The 19792-nt window shown below is 40.1% G+C and carries 16 protein-coding genes; all 16 read left to right on the top strand.

The window, feature by feature from the left end; translation table 11 throughout:
• Positions 1-16 precede the first annotated feature (16 nt).
• The 16 genes from F902_RS09820 to F902_RS09895 all read left to right on the top strand — a co-directional run bounded on the left by F902_RS09820 (position 17) and on the right by F902_RS09895 (position 19788).
• Positions 17-1306, top strand: coding sequence for a phage capsid family protein (locus F902_RS09820; RefSeq protein ID WP_005203087.1), 1290 nt, complete (start codon positions 17-19; stop codon positions 1304-1306).
• Positions 1307-1368: 62 nt separating this feature from the next.
• A complete protein-coding gene (locus F902_RS09825) occupies positions 1369-1845 on the top strand; it encodes a hypothetical protein (protein ID WP_005203089.1) in 477 nt (158 codons plus the stop codon).
• An 85-nt stretch (positions 1846-1930) separates the two neighbouring features.
• Positions 1931-2824, top strand: coding sequence for a RyR domain-containing protein (locus F902_RS09830; protein WP_005203091.1), 894 nt, complete (start codon positions 1931-1933; stop codon positions 2822-2824).
• Between the two features lies 1 nt (position 2825).
• Complete coding sequence (locus F902_RS09835) at positions 2826-3497, top strand: phage adaptor protein (RefSeq protein WP_005203094.1); 672 nt, start codon at positions 2826-2828, stop codon at positions 3495-3497.
• A gap of 70 nt (positions 3498-3567) precedes the next feature.
• Positions 3568-3765, top strand: coding sequence for a hypothetical protein (locus F902_RS09840; protein WP_017402287.1), 198 nt, complete (start codon positions 3568-3570; stop codon positions 3763-3765).
• Positions 3746-4153: a hypothetical protein gene (locus tag F902_RS09845; protein ID WP_005203098.1), complete on the top strand. Its 408-nt coding sequence runs from the start codon at positions 3746-3748 to the stop codon at positions 4151-4153. The genes F902_RS09840 and F902_RS09845 overlap by 20 nt, the downstream gene beginning before the upstream one ends.
• A 49-nt stretch (positions 4154-4202) precedes the next feature.
• Positions 4203-4511 carry a hypothetical protein gene (locus tag F902_RS09850; RefSeq protein ID WP_005203100.1) on the top strand — a complete coding sequence of 103 codons (309 nt, stop codon included), beginning with the start codon at positions 4203-4205 and terminating at the stop codon, positions 4509-4511.
• The gene (locus tag F902_RS09855; protein ID WP_005203103.1) at positions 4512-5486 is read left to right on the top strand and encodes a hypothetical protein; all 975 of its coding nucleotides are present in this window, start codon (positions 4512-4514) and stop codon (positions 5484-5486) included.
• Complete coding sequence (locus tag F902_RS09860) at positions 5486-5815, top strand: hypothetical protein (RefSeq protein WP_005203105.1); 330 nt, start codon at positions 5486-5488, stop codon at positions 5813-5815. Before F902_RS09855 ends, F902_RS09860 begins: the two co-directional genes overlap by 1 nt.
• An 8-nt stretch (positions 5816-5823) precedes the next feature.
• Positions 5824-9462, top strand: coding sequence for a hypothetical protein (locus tag F902_RS09865; RefSeq protein ID WP_005203107.1), 3639 nt, complete (start codon positions 5824-5826; stop codon positions 9460-9462).
• Complete coding sequence (locus F902_RS09870; RefSeq protein WP_005203109.1) at positions 9462-10658, top strand: hypothetical protein; 1197 nt, start codon at positions 9462-9464, stop codon at positions 10656-10658. The genes F902_RS09865 and F902_RS09870 overlap by 1 nt, the downstream gene beginning before the upstream one ends.
• A gap of 30 nt (positions 10659-10688) precedes the next feature.
• On the top strand, positions 10689-11273 hold the full coding sequence (locus F902_RS09875) for a hypothetical protein (RefSeq protein ID WP_005203111.1): 585 nt from the start codon (positions 10689-10691) through the stop codon (positions 11271-11273).
• A 3-nt stretch (positions 11274-11276) separates the two neighbouring features.
• Positions 11277-13898 carry a hypothetical protein gene (locus F902_RS09880; protein WP_005203113.1) on the top strand — a complete coding sequence of 874 codons (2622 nt, stop codon included), beginning with the start codon at positions 11277-11279 and terminating at the stop codon, positions 13896-13898.
• Entirely contained in the window at positions 13895-15235 is a 1341-nt protein-coding gene (locus F902_RS09885; RefSeq protein WP_005203114.1) for a hypothetical protein, read from the top strand. Before F902_RS09880 ends, F902_RS09885 begins: the two co-directional genes overlap by 4 nt.
• Position 15236: 1 nt before the next feature.
• The gene (locus F902_RS09890; protein ID WP_005203115.1) at positions 15237-17765 is read left to right on the top strand and encodes a hypothetical protein; all 2529 of its coding nucleotides are present in this window, start codon (positions 15237-15239) and stop codon (positions 17763-17765) included.
• Positions 17766-17838: 73 nt separating this feature from the next.
• Positions 17839-19788 carry a hypothetical protein gene (locus F902_RS09895; RefSeq protein ID WP_005203116.1) on the top strand — a complete coding sequence of 650 codons (1950 nt, stop codon included), beginning with the start codon at positions 17839-17841 and terminating at the stop codon, positions 19786-19788.
• Positions 19789-19792: the final 4 nt, after the last annotated feature.

Below are 19792 nucleotides of genomic sequence, written 5' to 3' on the forward strand. Positions count from 1 at the left end.
TGAGAGTATCTAAAACATGACTACAAAAACCAATGCCGCTTACGGTGATAAGACAAATATGGTGACACAGGCCGTTGGCTTGTTCGCTACTCACATGCAACGTAACAGCACTCTTAACCTCTTGTCAGGCAAAATGCCGAAGGGTGAAGCTGGTGCAGAAGCTACGTTGCGTAAACAGACTACTCAACACATGCCGATTGTGCGTGTTCAGGATCTAGGTAAAGGCGTAGGTGATGAAGTCACTTTCCATTTACTAAACCCTGTTGGTGCATATCCGATCATGGGTTCAGCATACGCTGAAGGTCGTGGTGTCGGTATGAAGCTTAACGAAGATCGCCTACGTGTGAACCAAGCGCGTTTCCCTGTTGATTTGGGTAATGTGATGTCACAGATTCGTAGTCCAGCCGATCTACGTAAATTAGGCCGTCCCGTTGCACAAAACCTTATGGACCGTTATTGCGATCAGTCAATGATTGTTCACATGGCCGGTGCACGAGGTTCACATGACAATATCGAATGGGTTATCCCAAAAGAAACTCATAAAGATTACAGTGAAATCATGGTGAACCGTGTAAAAGCGCCTACACGCAACCGCCACTACGTTGTTGATGCTGGTGGCGTTCAAGGCGTTACATCTAATGCTGGTGAGTTGGATATCGCAACTACCGATCTGTTCACGATGGATGCGGTTGACTCGATGAAAACCGTGTTGGATCAGATTGCATTACCGCCACCTATCGTGAAGTTTGAAGGTGATGCGAATGCGGATGATTCACCAATCCGTGTATGGCTAGTTTCACCTGCTCAATACAACAAGTTTGCAGCTCAACCTGGTTTCCGTTCATTCCAATCAGCCGCTTTTGCCCGTGCATCACAGGCAAAACAGCATCCATTATTTATGGGTGATGTTGGTTTATGGAATGGCTTCATTATCCGTAAATTGCCTCGACCAATCCGCTTCTATGCTGGTGATGATATTAAATATTGCGCCGCATACGACTCAGAAGTTGAATCAACTGTAAAAGTGCCTGCAAGTTTTGCAGATAAATTTGCGATTGACCGTTCAATTATCTTGGGTGGTCAAGCTTTGGCAGAGGCATTTGCTGCAAGTGACAAGTCTGGCGTTCCATTCTTTTGGTCTGAAAAAGATTTAGACCATGGCGATAAATGGGAGCTCTTGATTGGTTCTATCCGTGGCACCTCAAAAATCCGCTTTGCAGTGGAAACAGGGGAAGGCACCGAGTTCACTGACTATGGTGTGACTTGTGTCGATACGGCTGTGCCGATCATTGGTGCAAACAAGTAATGGTCTAGGGTCTGTTTAACCGACAGGCCCTTTTATCGTTCAATTATTGTGAGTTCTAAAACATGGCGACTATTAAGAAAAAAGAGAACGGTTACGGGCAGTTCGGTGGCTTTACCCCTTACGGCAATATAACAGTTCTGGCATTTATGCTCGCAACCAATGCAGCAGGTGCCGTGATTGATTCAAACTCAACAGCAGCGGTAGCTGTTGGTGATGTGATTGATTTAGGTGAACTACCTCAAGGCTTCCGTCTTGATGACGCTCAGATCATTGTCACAACTGGAATGACTGCAACAGTAACTGGCTCATTAGGGTTTAAGTACTCTGATGAGGTAGATGTTACAACTGCACCTCAAGATGCTGCTTATTTTATCAATGGTGGCAATCTTGCCACCGCAGGTCGATTACGTGCAAACGGAAGCAAGTTAATTAATCTTCCGAAAACTGCACGTTTGATTTTGACTATTGCTGGTGCGGCTAATGCTAAGGCAAGTGACATCAAAATTTTAGTATCTGGTGAACGTACTGGACCTCGTTAAGGTCTAAATGGTTAGGGTTAATGGTGGTGTAGGTTAGTACGGTGGCTTACATCACCTTTTTTATACGCTAAAAAGGGTAATAACGATGAAAACATTAGCGATTGCAATGGCGTGCCATTTGATTAACACAGCTTATTGCCAGTCATTGGGCGATATGAGTCAACCTTCATGGGATGATGCGCCAGAACAACAACGACAAAGCATGGTTAGTGGTGTAGAAATGCATCTGGCCAATCCAGACGCTACACCTGAACAAACCCATGAGTCTTGGTACAAATCAAAAGAGGCTGAGGGCTGGAAGTATGGCGAAGTTAAGGATTTGGAAAAGAAGGAACATCCGTGTTTCTTACCCTATGATGAGTTGCCACTTGAGCAGAAAGCAAAAGATTACTTATTTCGCGCTACAGTCCACGCGCTTAAAAATATGCCTGATGAAGATGAATTCTTAGCATTGAGCGCTGAGGTGGTGAGTCTACGGCAGAAAGTGGTATATCAAAAGAATGTGGCGATTAGTTCTGCACAGCCAGCACCTATAGCACAGGCAATGAAGCCTATTGGTACACCAATTCAGTATATCGGTAACAAATCACTGTACAAAGATCATCTTTATGGTTCTGCTTTGACATTTGAGCAGGGCCAAGTGCGTACTGTACCAAGTGATCTAGCCGCATCATTACTCAAACACCCTGAGTTTAAGCTATACATTGGTGATGAATCACCGATTCTTCCTGCATCGGAAGATCAATTGCAAACAGATGATACGAGTGCAATCTTGGCTAAGTCCAATGCAGCTAAGAAAGAAGAATCTGAGCTTGAGCAGCGCGTGTTTGACGAGATTGAAACTGTAGGCAAGATGACCAAGGCTGGTGTTATTGAATATGTACAGACTAAATATAACCAGAAACTTAGCCCTCAATTGAGCCTTACCCAATTGCGTGAAAAAGCGGCTGATTGTATTAATCAATTTGGGTTGGTCTAATATGGAACTAAGTGAGCTGATACATCGTTTTCGTGTCGAAGCTAATGATAAGGTTGAGCCCTTTTTCATTGAGACTGAAGATGTGAAAACCTGGTTAAACGATGCTGTAAAAGAGGCATGCATCCGTGGTCGCTTACTTCATGAGTCATCAAATGATGCAGTGTGTAAAATCGCTGTAACGGCTGGTTCAGCTCACTATCCATTGCATGATTCTCTGTATGAAATTACACGCATCTGGTTTGTTCCTGCGAATGGTGAAGTTAGCCATCCCTTATCTTTAGTTTCAACAGGGGAATTGGATCGTATCCATTACAACAATTGGGCTGAGCAGCACGGTAAACCGGGTTATGCGGTTCAGGATGATAATAGTATACGGCTGGTACCAATGCCCAATGTGGATGGGATAATCGCACTTGAAGGGTATCGAGTGCCAATCACAGACATGGTGCATGATAGTGATCAACCTGAGATCAATAAAATCCATCATGAACAACTCGTACAATGGGTATTGCATAAGGCATTCAGCGTAGTTGATGCTGAGTTTTTCGACCCAAACAGAGTGGCTATTGCAGAGCAAGCCTTCACTGATTATTTTGGCTCACGCCCAGACAGTGATTTACGACGTATCACTCGTGAAGATACTCCACACCATGTTCAACCATTCATGCCTTAACCCCTGTAAGGCATGAGCATTTAGATTTTCCCATCCATACTAAGCCCATATTGTTATGAAGATGCACAAGATGGGCACACTCAAACTTGATATAAAAATTGGTGACATTCTACAGATTGGCGAGGCAGCAGTTCAGCTTGAGAAAAAGTCTGGGCAGTTGGCTCGTCTTTCTGTTGAAGCAGATCCAGAAGTAAAAATTAAACTTACGCGCAAGAGTGCTTCCGATTCAGAAATGGAGAATCAAGCACATGGCGAACACGCTTTATGACTTTGCGCGTCAGCGCTTTTTAGAAGGTCAAATCAATTGGATGACAGACACAATCAAGGTGTTATTGATTGACACTGGTGCATATACGCCTCAGACATCCACACATCAATATTTATCTGACATTTCATCATCGGCTCGTATTGCTGGTCCAGTGACACTTACATCAAAAGCCACGACTGGTGGTGCTGCGGATGCGGCTGATGTGACTTTCTCTGCTGTATCAGGCGCATCGATTGAAGCCATTGTGATCTATAAAGACACTGGCACAGAAAATACCAGCCCGTTACTGGCCATTATTGATACCGCAACAGGATTGCCAATTACCCCGAATGGCGGTGACATCATCGTCACATGGGATAACGGAACAAACAAAATCTTCAAGGTGTAAAGCAATCATACGATTGCTTTCTTTTCAACTGTAAAAGAAGGACAGTGAGATGAATGACATTGTAAAACCAGCAACTCAAGCAATTGGAGTGGTTGGCTTTCGTTCTGATGAGTATGGAAGCGACAAGATTCGCTGGGATATTCTAATTCATTTGCCTAAATTTCAGATGTTTGCATCAGAAAAAGCAGGGATGGATTATGGTTCTTGTGCAAATGTCATGGAATGGATTGAAGGCTATATACAAGACCAAATTCGCATTATGAGTGAAAAGGATTTCTTCAATACCTATAAAAAGTGGCATGACGAGATAGGATATTGGGTAAATGAGGATGTTTTTGGCAAACTGGTAGGTGAATAAATGGCAAAATTTACTTCTAATGTCCGTGTAAGAACATCAAGTGCTCAAGACATCAAAGATTGGGTGAAACTCACTCATGATGCAATGATTGCTGTAGGTTGTATTCAAACCTCAGATACAGGTCAATTAGATATTAGTTCAATTGCGGAGCCAACTGCAGGTACTAACTATGTACTTGGTTATAGAGTTTATGAAATAAATGATAGCCTCTCTAGTACATATCCGATTTATATAAAAATTGTTTTTGCTCCTAGAAGAATGTCAAATTCATCCGGAGAACAAGCTTCCCCTGGTGGTTATATACAGGTTGGATTTAGTACTGATGGGGCAGGAAATATTGTCGGGCCAATACTGTGTGATAATTATACTTTTAATTCTTATACATCTGCTTCACTAACTGTAGCTTACTTTTCGAATTGTTTAAGTGCAGCTTGTAAGTCCAATGGTTATTTATTTCTAGCAATTGGTTTAGGTGGAACTTTTTTAAATAATGGATCAGGCTCCGCCAATAGTACTTCATTTTTCCTTTATCTCAAAAGAACTGTGGATTCGAATGGTGCTCCTGATGGTAATGGCTGTGTTGTTGTATATGCATCAGGTTCGCCACTTTATTCTTCTAAAACTGAGTTGAAATACCAATGGGGAGGTAGATCAACTGCCTATACTGGACCAGAGCAATACTCGCCTACAGTTCAACCAAGAATGTCTTCAATTAATGGATTAATTCAAGCAAATGCAGCAGATTTAAGCGGATGGAATTATAGTTTTATAGATTCTGATTTGGTCTCTTTAGTTTTAAGTGGGGTTACGACTGGAACAAATTTGAAATTATCTACAGATGGAATTACTGAAAAAAACTATTTAGTTATACCAATTTTTTATTCAAATTCCAACGACGCGAATAATAAAGGACTTCATATTGAGATTGATAATAGATACAAAAACTTAGGTGCATTGGCAGTGAGGTTTGAGTAATGATTCAAGGATTAATTGTTCGATCAAGAATTTTAGCTAAAGCACCAAGAATCATTGCTAAAGATCGCACTGATGGATTTTTGTCGAGTGAATATCCTGATTTCATTACAACAGTTGAAGGCGTACCTGCGTCATGCGAGCTTAGAGTTTTATTACGTCGTCAAAGCAGGCAATTTGGTGATGGTAAAGTTGTGGCAATTACAACTTCAGCTCCAGATGGTACATGGATAGTAACGGGACTAAATCCTGAATTACGTTATGATGTTGTATGTCGACATGCAGACTATAACGATATGATTCTGTCTAACGTCCAGCCAGTGATAGCATAGGTGATTTTATGGCCTATGAACCACCTAACGGGAAAAAGATAAAATTTAACTTTACGGGCACAGCTTATACTCCGCCTGCTGGTAATAAACTTAAATTTAACTTCACCGAAAATGGTGAAACACCAGGTGGTGATACTCAATATCTTTTCCCTGTGACATGGGAAAGTTTTGAAACTGCGAATCCGTCACTTAGACACCAATATCGCTATCTAAACCCTATTGGTTTTAATCAATCTGGCTTTGGTAACCCCAATTTATATAATAAAACTCAAAACATTACTGGTTTTGGTTTCAATGCATCCGCGTTTGGTACTGCAAACTTAATAAATAAAAATAAAACAATATTAGCAAATGGATTTTTCAGTGAAGCTTTTAGTAATAGCAATAAAGTCTACAACCTAAAGCAAATTGTAAGTGTTTCTGGATTCAATGCTTCCACTTATGGCACAGCCTATTTGCAGGGTGGTGTAAAATACATTCGTCCTAATGGTATTAATTCATTGGTGTTTGGTACAACCAAGGCGATTAATACGAAAGCGGATCAATTCGCTAATCTAAGTGGCTATGGCATTACTCCGCCAGTACTTCCTAATCCTACCGTTACACCTCGTATTCTATTTCCTGTTGGGATTAAGTCAGATCGTTATGGACAGGCGTTGATTCAACGAAGTCCTATGCCTGATGGAATTGATGCAGCTCGTTACGGATTGGCGTGGGTATCTCATAGTCCAAGATATGTACAGCCGGGTAATGTTGATGCGTTTAATGCTGGTTATCCTACTGTTTATGACCCAACACAAAAATTATTGCTTGATGATAAGGGGATAGAAGGCGGTATTTTTGGTGATACCGCGATTAGAAATACACGTCGATTAATAGTCGTTGAAGGCTTCTATTCACAACAGTTTAGCGACTGGAGCATAGTTGAGAGCAATTTAAGAACAATAACGACCAAAAGCTTTGATTCACAAAGCTTTGGTAGCACATCAATAAAAAATAAGATACCAACAATTCGACCTTTGGGGTTTGATTCATTTTATGGATTACAAGCTACAGCAATTGGTTACCGTGTAAGGGAAGTTAAACCAAGCGGTTTTTATCAACCAAAGTTTGGGTTGCATAAACTTGAAAAGCCACCAGAAATACACCCATTAGGTTTTGAAAATAGCGCTTTTGGTACGGCTTTTATTTCGAATTTCAAACGTGAAATATACGCTGGCATCGGTAAAGATTCACAAGAGTTTGGTGGATTAAATGTCTGGTTTAAATTTCGAGTTATTTCACTTAATGGATTTGAAGTCAGTTCCTTTGGTGGCCAGAGAGTTGAGCATGGTCGTAGAACCATCCTTGCTTTGGGTGCAGATCACTCACGGTTCAGTACAGGAGCATGGTTATCAGATGCTGTACGGTCAATTTCACCTACTTCAATTGATGAACCTAAAATACCAATTCACAAGGTTGGTGGGACACAACATTTAAACCCAACAGGTTTCGATGCATCGGCTTTTGGTGAGCGAATCATTCCTGAGTCACAGTCTATTTATCCGAGAGGGTTTAGTAACCTATTTGGTTTAACCACAATTGATTTACATACAAAATACATTGAACCAAAAGGATTTTTAACATTTGGCTTAGAACCTACTCAACGTTTTGGTGATGCAACTTTTTATAATTTAAAGCAATATATCACTCAGGTTTTTGATGCGAATAATGGTCTGGTACCTCCTAAAATGGAGGGTTGGACCAGTATTGAAAATCGAAATAAAACAATTGGTGCGATCGGTAGCGAACATAGTCGAGTTGGCAATGTATTAATTGATAATAATGCTCGATTGATTGAACCAACAGGATTTGATGCACTTTCAATTGATAGATCAATGATTGCAGACCGCATCAGGCCATTGCATCTTGATGGTATAGAGCCACCCTATATGGGGGGATGGACTGTTATATATAACGATGCGCGTGTCATTCAACCGATTGGAGTTAATAGTCAGACCATTGGACAAGCATCAATTCAAAATACTCGTAGATATTACCAACGGATAGGTAATTTTGACAGCTTAGAAATGGGCACCCCTATGATAGCTGATAGGGTAAGAACACTCTCATTTGAACAGCGATATAGTATTGAGCCACCTGCAATCCCACTACCAACAATCGATTTATATACGCGGTACATCGAGGAAGTAGGACGTAACAATGATTTTCTCGAAGTGGGGAGTCCATCGCTTAGCATTCACTGGAATATTATTAAACCACGTTGGACTTTGCGTGATGCTTACGGATATCCAACCGTTAAGAATGTGACACCTGAATTGCCTGTATATGGGCACAATAGTGAGGAGTTCGGAACAACTGAATTAAGACTACAATGGCGTGCATTAAATCAGAAAGGTGATGATGCACTAAGCTTTGGAAAGCCTATCATTGCATTCAGAGACAGAAAATTCAGTGTAAATGGATTCAATGGCCTTACTGTGAGTGACAAATTAAAAGTCACTAAGACAGGTGCACCGCCATATTCAACACAATATATTTGGCTAGACTCTGTTGATATAGATGGAGAGACAACTAACGGTTATGGTATTCCATCTCCGAGTAATCAGGTACCACGACCAGTATTAAATCAAACAGTGGTCTATGCAACTGGCTTCAACTCAATGCGGATAGGCGAACCAAGCCTACAGTCTAATGGTATTGTTATTGATGCTGGTATTCCTATGCCTAATTTTGAAAATGGACCTGTTGTTACCCTTAAAAATAGGACTATCACTATTGTTGAGGGAATAGATTCCACAATCGTCTGCGGTAAACCAAGGCTTTCACCCCATACAATTTATGCGGTAATTGAGGCACCGCCCCAAGCCGTAGCAAATCATCCATCTGGTGGAAATAATCACTATGTAAACAGTAGTGGTGGAACAAGAACGCCAGGTGAGGTGTTTGGTCGAGCAAGGGTTTCATTAAAATATTTTGTGGTACCGAACGTCGGATTAGGTAACTTATCAGGATATGGTATTCCTTCAGTCCAATTAAAAAGACGATATATCGAAGTAAGAGGTTTTCAGTCTTATCGAATTGGGATTCCAAATATCGGAGATGGCACTCAATTTATTAAGCAATTTGGGGCAAATGATAATGCTGCATTTGGTGCACCTTCATTAAGTAGAAATGAACCATTTCATCGTGTAATCAAACCAATTGGGTTTAATTCACTTGCTATTTCTAATATTCATTGGGTTTCACTGCTACATCGCACCGTAACAACTGTGGGCTTGGATTCATTAAGAATGGGTACTAGGTTAAGCGGTGATAAGCCGTTTATGTGGCAGGGATTACGAGTTGGTGAATTGATCAAAGGTAACTATGGTGGATTCGATAATCTTAATTTTGGTGTGACGTGGGTATCGCTTAGAGTTCGCGAATTGAAAGTTGAAGGATTCGATTCATTTGCTTGTGAATATGATTACACAGCCTTTGATAAGAGAATGCGCGTAACACGGACTGAGGTTGAAATTCCTTCGCGCTCAATACAAGCTGTAGGTTTTGACGCATCATGCCATTCAGTTCCTAATATTAAACCAGCAGCGCATTACATTAGACCAGATGGTAATGCAGATCAGTATAGAAAAGGTGCGTTCTAATGGCAGGTACTAAACTATTTCCAATTGCTGGCATGAATAACGTCAAAGCAGATGATGGACTGCAAGTTGGAGGTGATTCACCAAGACTTTTTGTTAGGGACGCGATAAACCTTGATGTTACTGAAACAGGGCGATTAAAGCTAAGAAAGGGCGGTTTAAAAGTCTCAGATTTTAATTATAAAAATATTTGGCAAAGTCCATTGCACAAAGATGTATTTGCAACATTGGATGATCAACTTGTAAAGCTAAATCTAAGTAGTCTGCAACATGAGGTTCTAGCCACTATTGGTAGTGGGTTGGTTAAATATGAAGTAGTAAATAATTTGGTCTACATATCGAATGAAAAAGGGATATGGACGTTCAATGGGCAAAGCCTTCAATTACTAACAATTGATACACCAGCTTCACCGCTAGTTGATATTTTAGAAACTGGATCACTTAACGAAGGGACATATAACATTGCGATTTCATGGGTGCGTGGTCAAATAGAATCAGGGTTGTCAAATGTAGTAAGTCAAACTACGTTAAATACCACAGCAAGTTTGAAAGTTAATTTACCTTTTTGTCTTGATCCATCTATCACATCAGTTCGAGTATACGTCACAGATCGAAATGGTACAGAACCAATGCTGTACGATGATTATTCAATAAATACGACTGATGTTTTGATTCAGAATATTGATCAACTTGGTATGGCAGCACGTTTTATGGGATTATCTCCTATGCCATCAGGTCGATATATGAAATATTGGCAAGGTCGATTGCTGACTGCAGATAAAAATATTCTCCGCTTTTCTGAACCTCTTGCATATCACCTACATGATGAACGTTTTGGTTTCGTAATGATGCCGCAGAAAATCACTTTTGTAATTCCTGTAGACAATGGCATCTGGATTGGTCAAGTTACCCATGTTGTATTTCTTACTGGAACAAATCCAGCAGATATGTCATTCCAACAAAGAACTGCTCATGCACCTGTTCCAGATTCGGCAGTAGAAATAGACACGAATGACATTGGTGGGGATATTTCGCAGGGTGGCAATTCAACAGCTATTTGGCTGGCAGAAAACGGATATGTTTTGGGTACTTCAAGTGGTCAAATTATCGAGTTACAGGCTGGTGATTTAAAAGGTATCACAGCAAAGTCTGGAAGGTCTGTAAGGCTAGGAAGAAGAATAACCACTATTGTAAGTTGATCACATTGTTTATTTAAATGGTACAGAACAATGGATCGCAATCAACAAAATGCAATTTTAGACGACTTACATGCAGGTCGTTTTGAAGAAACTGAAAATGGTTTGTATTTTCCAGATCAAGGGCTGGCTGCTCATGGTGAATACTTTGATCGTGTCAACGGTGGTGAATGGCAGACAACCAAAAACCTTGTGGTAAATGAAGGTCTGGCGCATTTATTGAATGTCGCTTTAGGCAGTAAAGCTAAACCAGCAGGGTATTATCTTGCTTTGTTCAGTGGAGCTACAGCACCAGCAGCAAACTGGACTGCAGCTAATTTCGCAACAGTTGCGGCTGAAATTGTTAGTCTCACCGAAGGTTATACCAATGCTACACGGCCACAATGGACACCTGCCGATACCAATACTAACTCAATTGATAACTTTGCTTCTGTCGCAAAAGTTACGATCGCAACATCATCACAATTAACTGTTACTGGGGCAGCAATGTTGACCAGTAGTGTTCGTGGTGGTACTTCAGGTGCACTGATCTCTGCATCAAAATATACCGCAGCACGAACCTTTCAGGATGGTGATGAATACGAGATTGGTTATCGCTTGAGTTTTACCGCTGCTTAAGCAATGCATAGACCAAGACCATATGGACTACTTGTTGTTGGTGGAAAACTTACCGCAGACGATGAGCTTTTCATTCATCATGAAATTAAAAAGCTCACCAACAACAAGGAAGTTTCAAATTTAAATGCCATTAGGCAAGTTAAAGACTTGCCTAATGGTGGTTATGTCATACTTCAGGACATGGGTGGTATCCTAAAGGCCATTACACATAAACCATCAACATTAGATCAACTAGAGAACGACGGATTCGCAAAATTATTTATCCCAATGCTTTTCAGTGGGGTAATTACTAAGTCAATTGTTTTGACTGAAACAGGTAAAGTCGGATTAAAAATATCAGAACTAACTAGAAAAAGATTAATCAACTATGATGATGAAAAGCAGCCTTTGCCACTTAAAGACTTAGAATTAAAAAGATTTTGTATCGAGTACAATCAACTATTTGAATACTTCAAACCTAAAAACACTGGTATTTATACTTTTACTCAATATGCCAAGCATCGGCCCACATGGTATAGCAGTGCAATTTCAGAAGTGCTGCAAATCGTTGGTGGCTATGGAAGACTTGCAAATATTGAAAAGAGTGAAGATCCATTAGATTCAAAACAATTTGAATTACCTTTAGATTACTTTGAAAAAATAGTAGCAAAACTTGAAAGTGTCAGATTACCAGGTTACACCGGCATTCCTAATTTAGATGGTCAGTTCCAATACGATTATAAATTTTCAAACACCGATGCGATCAGCTTTGATACCAATAATAAGCCATGGTTGATACAGATTAATTCAGCAGGTGTTCATGCCATGCCTTTGCCAATTGTTCCTGCAACGGCAACAGATGATTTTAGAGAATACATCGAAAGTGTCAGTGATGATGAAATACTAAAAATATTAGATCGATTCGGCGCATTGCCTAGTGGCGAAGGCTTTCCGACTGGTTTGGACTTTCATGCTTGGAAGCGAGCTGGTGTCATTATCAAAGTTTGTGATACATCGGATTTCTATTCTCATAATGGATTTTATTCAGCATGCGGATGGTCATTAAATTCTAAGGGAAGTGAAGGGTTCAACACCTGCTATCAATTTTTAGACTCCATGCTTAAATTGGCACATGGTTATAAACTACAACTTGATTTAGTCAAAGTTGAAAATATTGGTTGGCTGGATAAAATTATTGTTAAAGATGAATATGTTGATGTTATTTCGACATATTTAGAAAAATTAACCAATATTTTAATAAAAGGTACCGTCAAAACTAATGCGATTATGTATAAGTTGCGCAGGGTAGACCAACAAGATTTATATGAACGGGCGAAAGCGGCCTTAAATAGTCCATCTGGCGTTGATACAAACGAAGTCGACTATTGGCACAACTTAGAATTAAAACCTATCGCAAACCATATTGGCAGTGTTAGCCGTGTCACGTCTGGAAATCTTTATCATCCAGGTAAAAATCCGAAGGGAATGGGTGCATTGAAGTTTCCTGAATTAACAGGCCAAGGTTGTGAATCTTTTCCTATCATTGAGCCTGAGTATGAAGGACCAGCAATGAAGTGCGACACTGTCGTATTTGGAAGTTATATTGAAGATTCATTGAAGGTGATCAAATACTTTTACGATGAAAGAAAATTCACAAAGCAAGAGCAGTCAACATTTGAAGACATAATGATTGTAGGTAGTTGGGATAAGACAACTACCACGGGTTTAACTGGCTTAATGGGTAAATTCTATACATCGGATTTTGATGATAGACAAGAGTCACCTGATGTAACAACTTACACCCATATTGAGGGCCGAGATTTAGGATACGGCAATCCAGCATATCAAACACCTCCGTTGTTGTTTATGGATGGTTCTCTGTCTCGATCTCGTTATTACACACATAAAATTAAAACTAAAACTACAAGTCAATATAGTTTGCAAAATGCAGTGTGTGTGCCTGCATTTAACCGTGATGGTTGGCTCTATGCTTTCCAAGATTACTTGGGAAGTCGAAATGAAACAGAAAAGCTAGTCAAGTTAGGAATCCCTGATCCAACTTCGTATCGTTTATGGTGCTATGACGCAATTTTTCATTATTTGGGGGGTGGTATTCCATATCGTGGCGAACCACGATCAAAGGATGGAACACCCGTTTACGTTGATAAAATGATTTATTCACCCAACGAATATAACGACTACGCGGATAGTGGTAATTGGTTTGGATTGCCATCTGGTGGATTCATTGATGTAACTGGTGTTTGCGGACCATACACATCAAGATCATCCTCTACACATCACGCTATGGGTGTAACGATTGGCGGTGAATCGCCACAGGTTGAAGAATACGAAACTGAAGAAATCACGAAAGGTGAAACAACTGGATTAGTAAAACTTAGCTATCCAGTATTCGGAAATAGAACTATCAAACGAACTTTACCTGAAGCTTGGTATTTTGATTATTCGCCCGTTGATGCTGGTGGTCTTGTATATTTTTATCGTGATGCCTGTAGGGTTGTATTTGGTGATAGCGAGTATGCAAACATATCTGAAACAGATGCTAATGGAGCTCGTATTAAGTGGGGGACCACTTCATTAGTAGATCATAAGTCTGCACATCACTTTATTGGAGTAATTAACGAATGACTTTATATCGAGATGATATACAAGAAACGATTGCGTATTCCAATACAACTTTGAGCAAAACAAAGGGAATCAGCGAAGAAGTCATTCGTTTGCGTGAAGAATCACTTCACAGGCTATCCGTATTTTCAGGCGACACAATCGTACTGTCAGATTTAATACTTGATTCAACCATTTTCCCTACAAGAGAATCTGTAAGCGTTCAGGACACCCTTAGCGGCCGATTGGTGGGTAGAGACTACATTTACGACGAAATTAATGTGTCTGAGCAGTACAAGAATAAGTTGCGTACCAAATCATTTGTATTCGATCAATTAAGTGCTGGCAATGATCAGAAAGATAGTCTACGTGGAAAAAGTATCGAGTTACTTTTAATTACTGACGTTTTCAATACTAAAAAATATAGCATTGTTTCTTTGAATGAAAAAATATCATTAAAAGAATCAATATTTTCCAAAGCAATTTATAAGGATTTCATTCAAGACAATATCACGATTGCTGAGTTGATATCTAAGCAAAAAATCATTAGTAATGTGCATGAGCACATTATTTTTAATGAACTATACAAGACAAAAAAATTAACAAGATCAGTAATTAACGAGAAAGTTAAAGTTAGTGATCGTATTACCTCAAGATTTTCAGATCATGTAATAGATCAAATTCATTTTGACGAGTTAAGTACGCAGCGACTAAAAGCAAAACAGAGAGTCAGTGATTCAGTCAGTGCTGTTGAGTCGATCAAGCAACAACGTAAGGTTAAACAGTGGGTGCATGAGAACTTAACCTTGGTTGAACTCAATCGAGGGAAAAACCGTGCGAAACAAAATATCAGTGATCTGATTTTCGTAGAAGAAGATGAGTCGGTTTATAAGAAGTATGGCTATGCATGGACATCAAATGTAGATACATGGGCAATGAGCCGCTATCAAGACTATGGATACAGCGAAATTGCTGTTGTTGATGGTGTTCTTTATGGGGTAGCAGAGGATGGCTTATACAGACTTGATGCGGAAACATTCATTGAGGGTAAATTGGTTACTGGCCAATTGGATTTAGGTCAAGGTTCATTGGTTCATCCATTAGGCGCATATTTAGAGTATGAACTTGCTGGTGATACGAAATCGTTGACAGTGGGTGTTAGCTCAACTCAAAGCGGAACAAAACAAACCTATTACTACAACTTGCCAAAAGAACCATCAAATTATCTTACTAATGGACGTGTTCTTTTTGGCAAAGGATTACGTGGTCGTCATTTCAGCTTTGAAATAAAGATTGGTGGACTTTATGGATATATCAATGACTTCTCTATTGATATAGCAGGAACGAAACGGAGAGTATGATATGTCATCTATAGATATCCCATCAACGAACTATAATTACATTGATAAAGTGGTCAATGAAGTCCAAGGGAAGCTACAGTTTTTTGAAAACAAAATTGGTGCGTATGCCAATGATGTCTCAAAGTCTTTAGCCACTATTTCTAATGTTCAAGTTGAAGCGGTACAACCTCCAAAGGATTTACCAAAACCATCACCAGATGGTTATCAGCCATTGAAGGGCATATCAGTACCCGATTTAAAAGCGGACTTACCAAAACCTTCAGTGATTGATATTGATATTCAAGCACCAAAAGAAATGGTATCACCAGAATTTAACGGCTTAGGTATATCAATTCCAGATGCACCGGTACTGAATAATGATTTAACAATTCCAGACTTTATATCTGCATCTGAAATTCCAAATTTTGATGCATCTATAAATTTACCGAATTTGCCAACATTTGAGTTTAAAAATATAGATCGAGGAAGTTTGCCAAACTCGATAAATCTTGACGATTTATTAAAAACACTCGATTTAAGTGACTTAGAGTTACCTGATGCTCCAGCAGCACCAATTTTGTATTTACCTGATGCACCAGTAATTAATTTTGGGATTGCACCGGCTAAACCTCAAATTGATGATGATATTGAAATTCCAGATGCACCTATTGTTGTGCTGCCTGAAATTGAGGCTTTAGAACAGATTATTTTGCCTGAATTTAAATTTGAGGAAATCCCTGTTTTTGAAGGGGCTGCACCAGAATTTAAATTAACGATGCCAGCCGATATAGATGACATTGTCTCAAACGCATCAACAGTCCTAAGCCAAGATTACAATAGTTGGAATTCTAATAGTGCGATTAAGCCTTTGGTATCAGAAATACAGGCATGGTTAAGTGGAAGTCATACCAACTCAGGATTACCAGAAGTTATCGAAACTGCACTATTCAATCGTGCACGAGAACGGACAAATCGAGAAACAAATAGAGCTGTTCAAACGGCAATAACAGATTGGGCTAGTCGCGGTTTTTCAATGCCGCAGGGTATGTTAGCAAAACAAGTTGCTGATATACGTGATCAAGGTAAATTCGCAATTGCGGATATAAACCGAGACACCATGATTCAATCGTTCGAGAAACAGTTGGAGCATATACGATTTCTCACAGAACAAGGAATTGTGCTTGAGAAAATGAAGCAAGACCTGTGGTTAAGCTATGTTTCTAATACACTAGAATTAGCTAAATTTCATATAGATAGCAAAATCAGTCTTTTAAATGCTCAAATTAGTTTATTCAATGCTCAAAATACGGCTTTTGAATCTTTAATTACTGTATATAAAACAAAAATTGAAGCGACGATTTCTAAGATTACAGCATTTAAAGCACAGGTCGATGCGCAACTTGCTATTGGTCAAATCAATCAGCAGAAAGTTGAAGTTTTTAAGGCAAAGGTTGAAGCTGCATTAACGAACGTTGAGGTTTATAAGGCATTGGTACAAGGTGCCAGTGCAAGAGCAGGCCTGATTCAGACTAAGTTTGATGCTTATAAATCTGAGGTTCAAGCATTTTCAGAGCAGGTAAATGCTGAAAAGTTAAAAATTGATACCTACGATTCACAAGTTAAAGCTGAGTCATCAAAAGCATCAATGTATGACTCGTTAGCGCGTATGTATGCCTCAACTGTAGAGGGTGTTTCATCTAAGGCAAACGTAAAGTTAAAAGAAGCTGATTTGAGAATTGAAGCTGCTCGAGTACGTGTTGCGGAGTACTCCGCGAATGTCGATGCATATAAAACCGACATTGATGCACAGATGTCAGAAGCTACAAGCAAGACAACTGCTTTCAATGCACAGGTTGAAGCGTTTAAAGCACTAGCCAATGCTGAAACAACAAGTATTAATACACAAGCAAATGTAATCGATTCACAAGCGAGAACAAAGATTGCTTTCGCTGATGCCCATTCCCGTTATGCTGAGATGCGTATGAGGATCGGTATAGCAAACAGTGAGTCTTTGGCGCGATTTGCTGATATGAAATCACGAACGGCCATTGCTGTATCTGATGCTCATTCAAGATATGCAGATCTGAGTTTACGAACAACGATAGCAAACGCTGATGTATATAATCGCTATATTGATTCTCGTGCGCGTGTTGGTATCGCTAATGCTGAAATGCAAGCAAGATATGCAGACATGAATAGTCGAGTCAATATGGCATTCGCTGAAACACATGCACGATATGCCGATATGAATTTACGAACATCAATAGCAAACAATGAGACTCAAGCTCGTTATGCTGACATGAATGTTCGTACAAATATTGCTTTTGCTGAATTGCAGTTAAAGGAATATGAGGGTAATAGACAAAATGCATTGCAGAAAGGTCAGTTAGCTTTAGAAGCAGCGAAATCAGTTGGACAATATTCAGTACAACTTGCAGCTGGTGCCATGTCTGCAATGCATGTTTCGGCAAGTATGAGTGCTGGAGCAAATACAAGCACAGGATATAGTGAAAGCGAATCAGAATCGACTAGCCACAATTACACGTATTAATCCCTGTAAGGCTAACGTCATAAAGCCTTATTGATAAACCATACAGGATAAATATCACATTACGGTAATTATCATGTATGGTATGCAACGCCCTAAACAGGATAGCCAATCAGAACTCATTGAAGGTCCAGGAACAGGCACATCTGATAGCATTAAAAAAAATGTACCTGCAGGTAGTTTTATCATGCCTGCGGATTCAACCAAGAAGATTGGTCCGAAAAACCTTAAAAAATTGGGAAGTCCCCAGCCGGTCAATCTCAGTAACGGTGAATTCCAACTGCCTCCTGAACAAGTTCATCAGGTGGGCGTGCAGGCCTTGGAACAAATGAAGGATGCAACGCATGAGCAGGTACCAGAACCAGAGCAACAAGGTTTGGGATTGAAACCCGAACTATTCTTTGCGAATGGTGGATTGGTACCAAGTTCCTATCCCAGCGCAGACGATATCCGTCGGGCCCAACAAAATAGAATTGGTGGACCACAGATGCGTGATGTTTCTGGTATCACCAGAGATGTGAGCCGACCCTTACCGCAAACATACACTCAGCCTACAGTAACCAGTAACCCTGCGGCAGCTACAACACCGTCAACCAGTCCTGTTAATCCAACACCAGCACAAGGTGGGGGCTTTGGTGGAGGAATTAGAAACTTCGTGAATAACAGTAAAATTGCTAAGGGTGTTGGTTATTTAGGTGCGGCCTCATCATTATTTGCAAATGCAGCTACACCAAGTGAAGATTATCGAGAACGTTTTGGCCTTGGAGATCAGTCTGCTGAAGATTTGGGAACAGCTAAAGGATTCGCAAAGGACTTTGGTGTACGTGCTTTGGGATATGCTTCGGATTTAGGTAATGCATTAACTTTCGGACAGGCTGGACGTTTATATGCAGATAAACAGCGTATTGCTGATGAAGCGAAAGCGACTCAAGCTGCATTTAATTCCAAGCAAAAGAACAATCAAACTACTGCAAACCCATTCACAAACTCATCACAACCACCAGCAGTCGACAAAACGACAGAGAATCAGCAACAGCAAAACTTAGGACAAAACGATCCTTATGCGATTCAACAAAAAGGAAATAGTTTTAGTTATGCGAATCCAGGTGCAGCTGCGCAGGCACGAGAACAAGGCATACCTGAAGGACAAGCCAGTAATGTCGTAGGAGGTATTCGCTCTGTTAATGATCGTCGTGGTGTGGCAAACCTATTTGCAAATACGCGTGAATTGGGAGCCAATGAACAACAGATTCAAGATGCTATTGCACGTAGAGAAATGAATATTGGAATGGGGATGAGAGGTATAGCAAGCCAGCCTACTGCACCGCAGCGCACCCAAGAGCAAGAAGCAGAACGTCAATCTGTTATTCGTGCAGCAAGTGCACGTATTGCAGGGGCGAGAGGATTAACCGCAAATCAAGTTCGTACGTTATCTGATCTACAGCAAGGAGAAGATAACAGAGCAAACCAAAGATATACCACCGATGCCAATAATGCAGCAGCTTTGCAACGTGAGGCAATCGGTCAGGCAGGGCAAAATTATCGTACTGAATTGGGTGAGCAAGGAACGAACAATAGATTTAATGCCAATCTAGGTTTTGATGCACAAAAGTTCCAAGCCTCTAATGATTTAGCTAACCGAGAATTCAATCTAAATGCCACTGAAAAGAGTTTCGGTATCCGTAATTCCGCACGAGTAGAAAAACTGTACGAACAATATGATAAGGCTCAAACAGATGAAGATCGTAAGTCTATTCAGGAAAAGATTAACCGTTATACAGGTGGAAAGGCTGATACAGGCAAAGATCGCTATATGACAGTAGGTGGCGGACAAGAATGGAATGAAAAATCAGGTACCATGGTTAATCGACCTCAACAATTATTTGACACGCAGACTCAGAAATTTGTTGATACACCTGCCGCAACATCCACCAATCTCCCACAAGGTATGACTCGTCAGGTAGGCACAAGTAACGGTAAACCTGTGTACGAAGATGCTGAAGGGAATCGTTTTATTGGCAATTAATTTG

This window comes from Acinetobacter higginsii (assembly GCF_000369525.1).
Lineage (GTDB): Bacteria > Pseudomonadota > Gammaproteobacteria > Pseudomonadales > Moraxellaceae > Acinetobacter > Acinetobacter higginsii.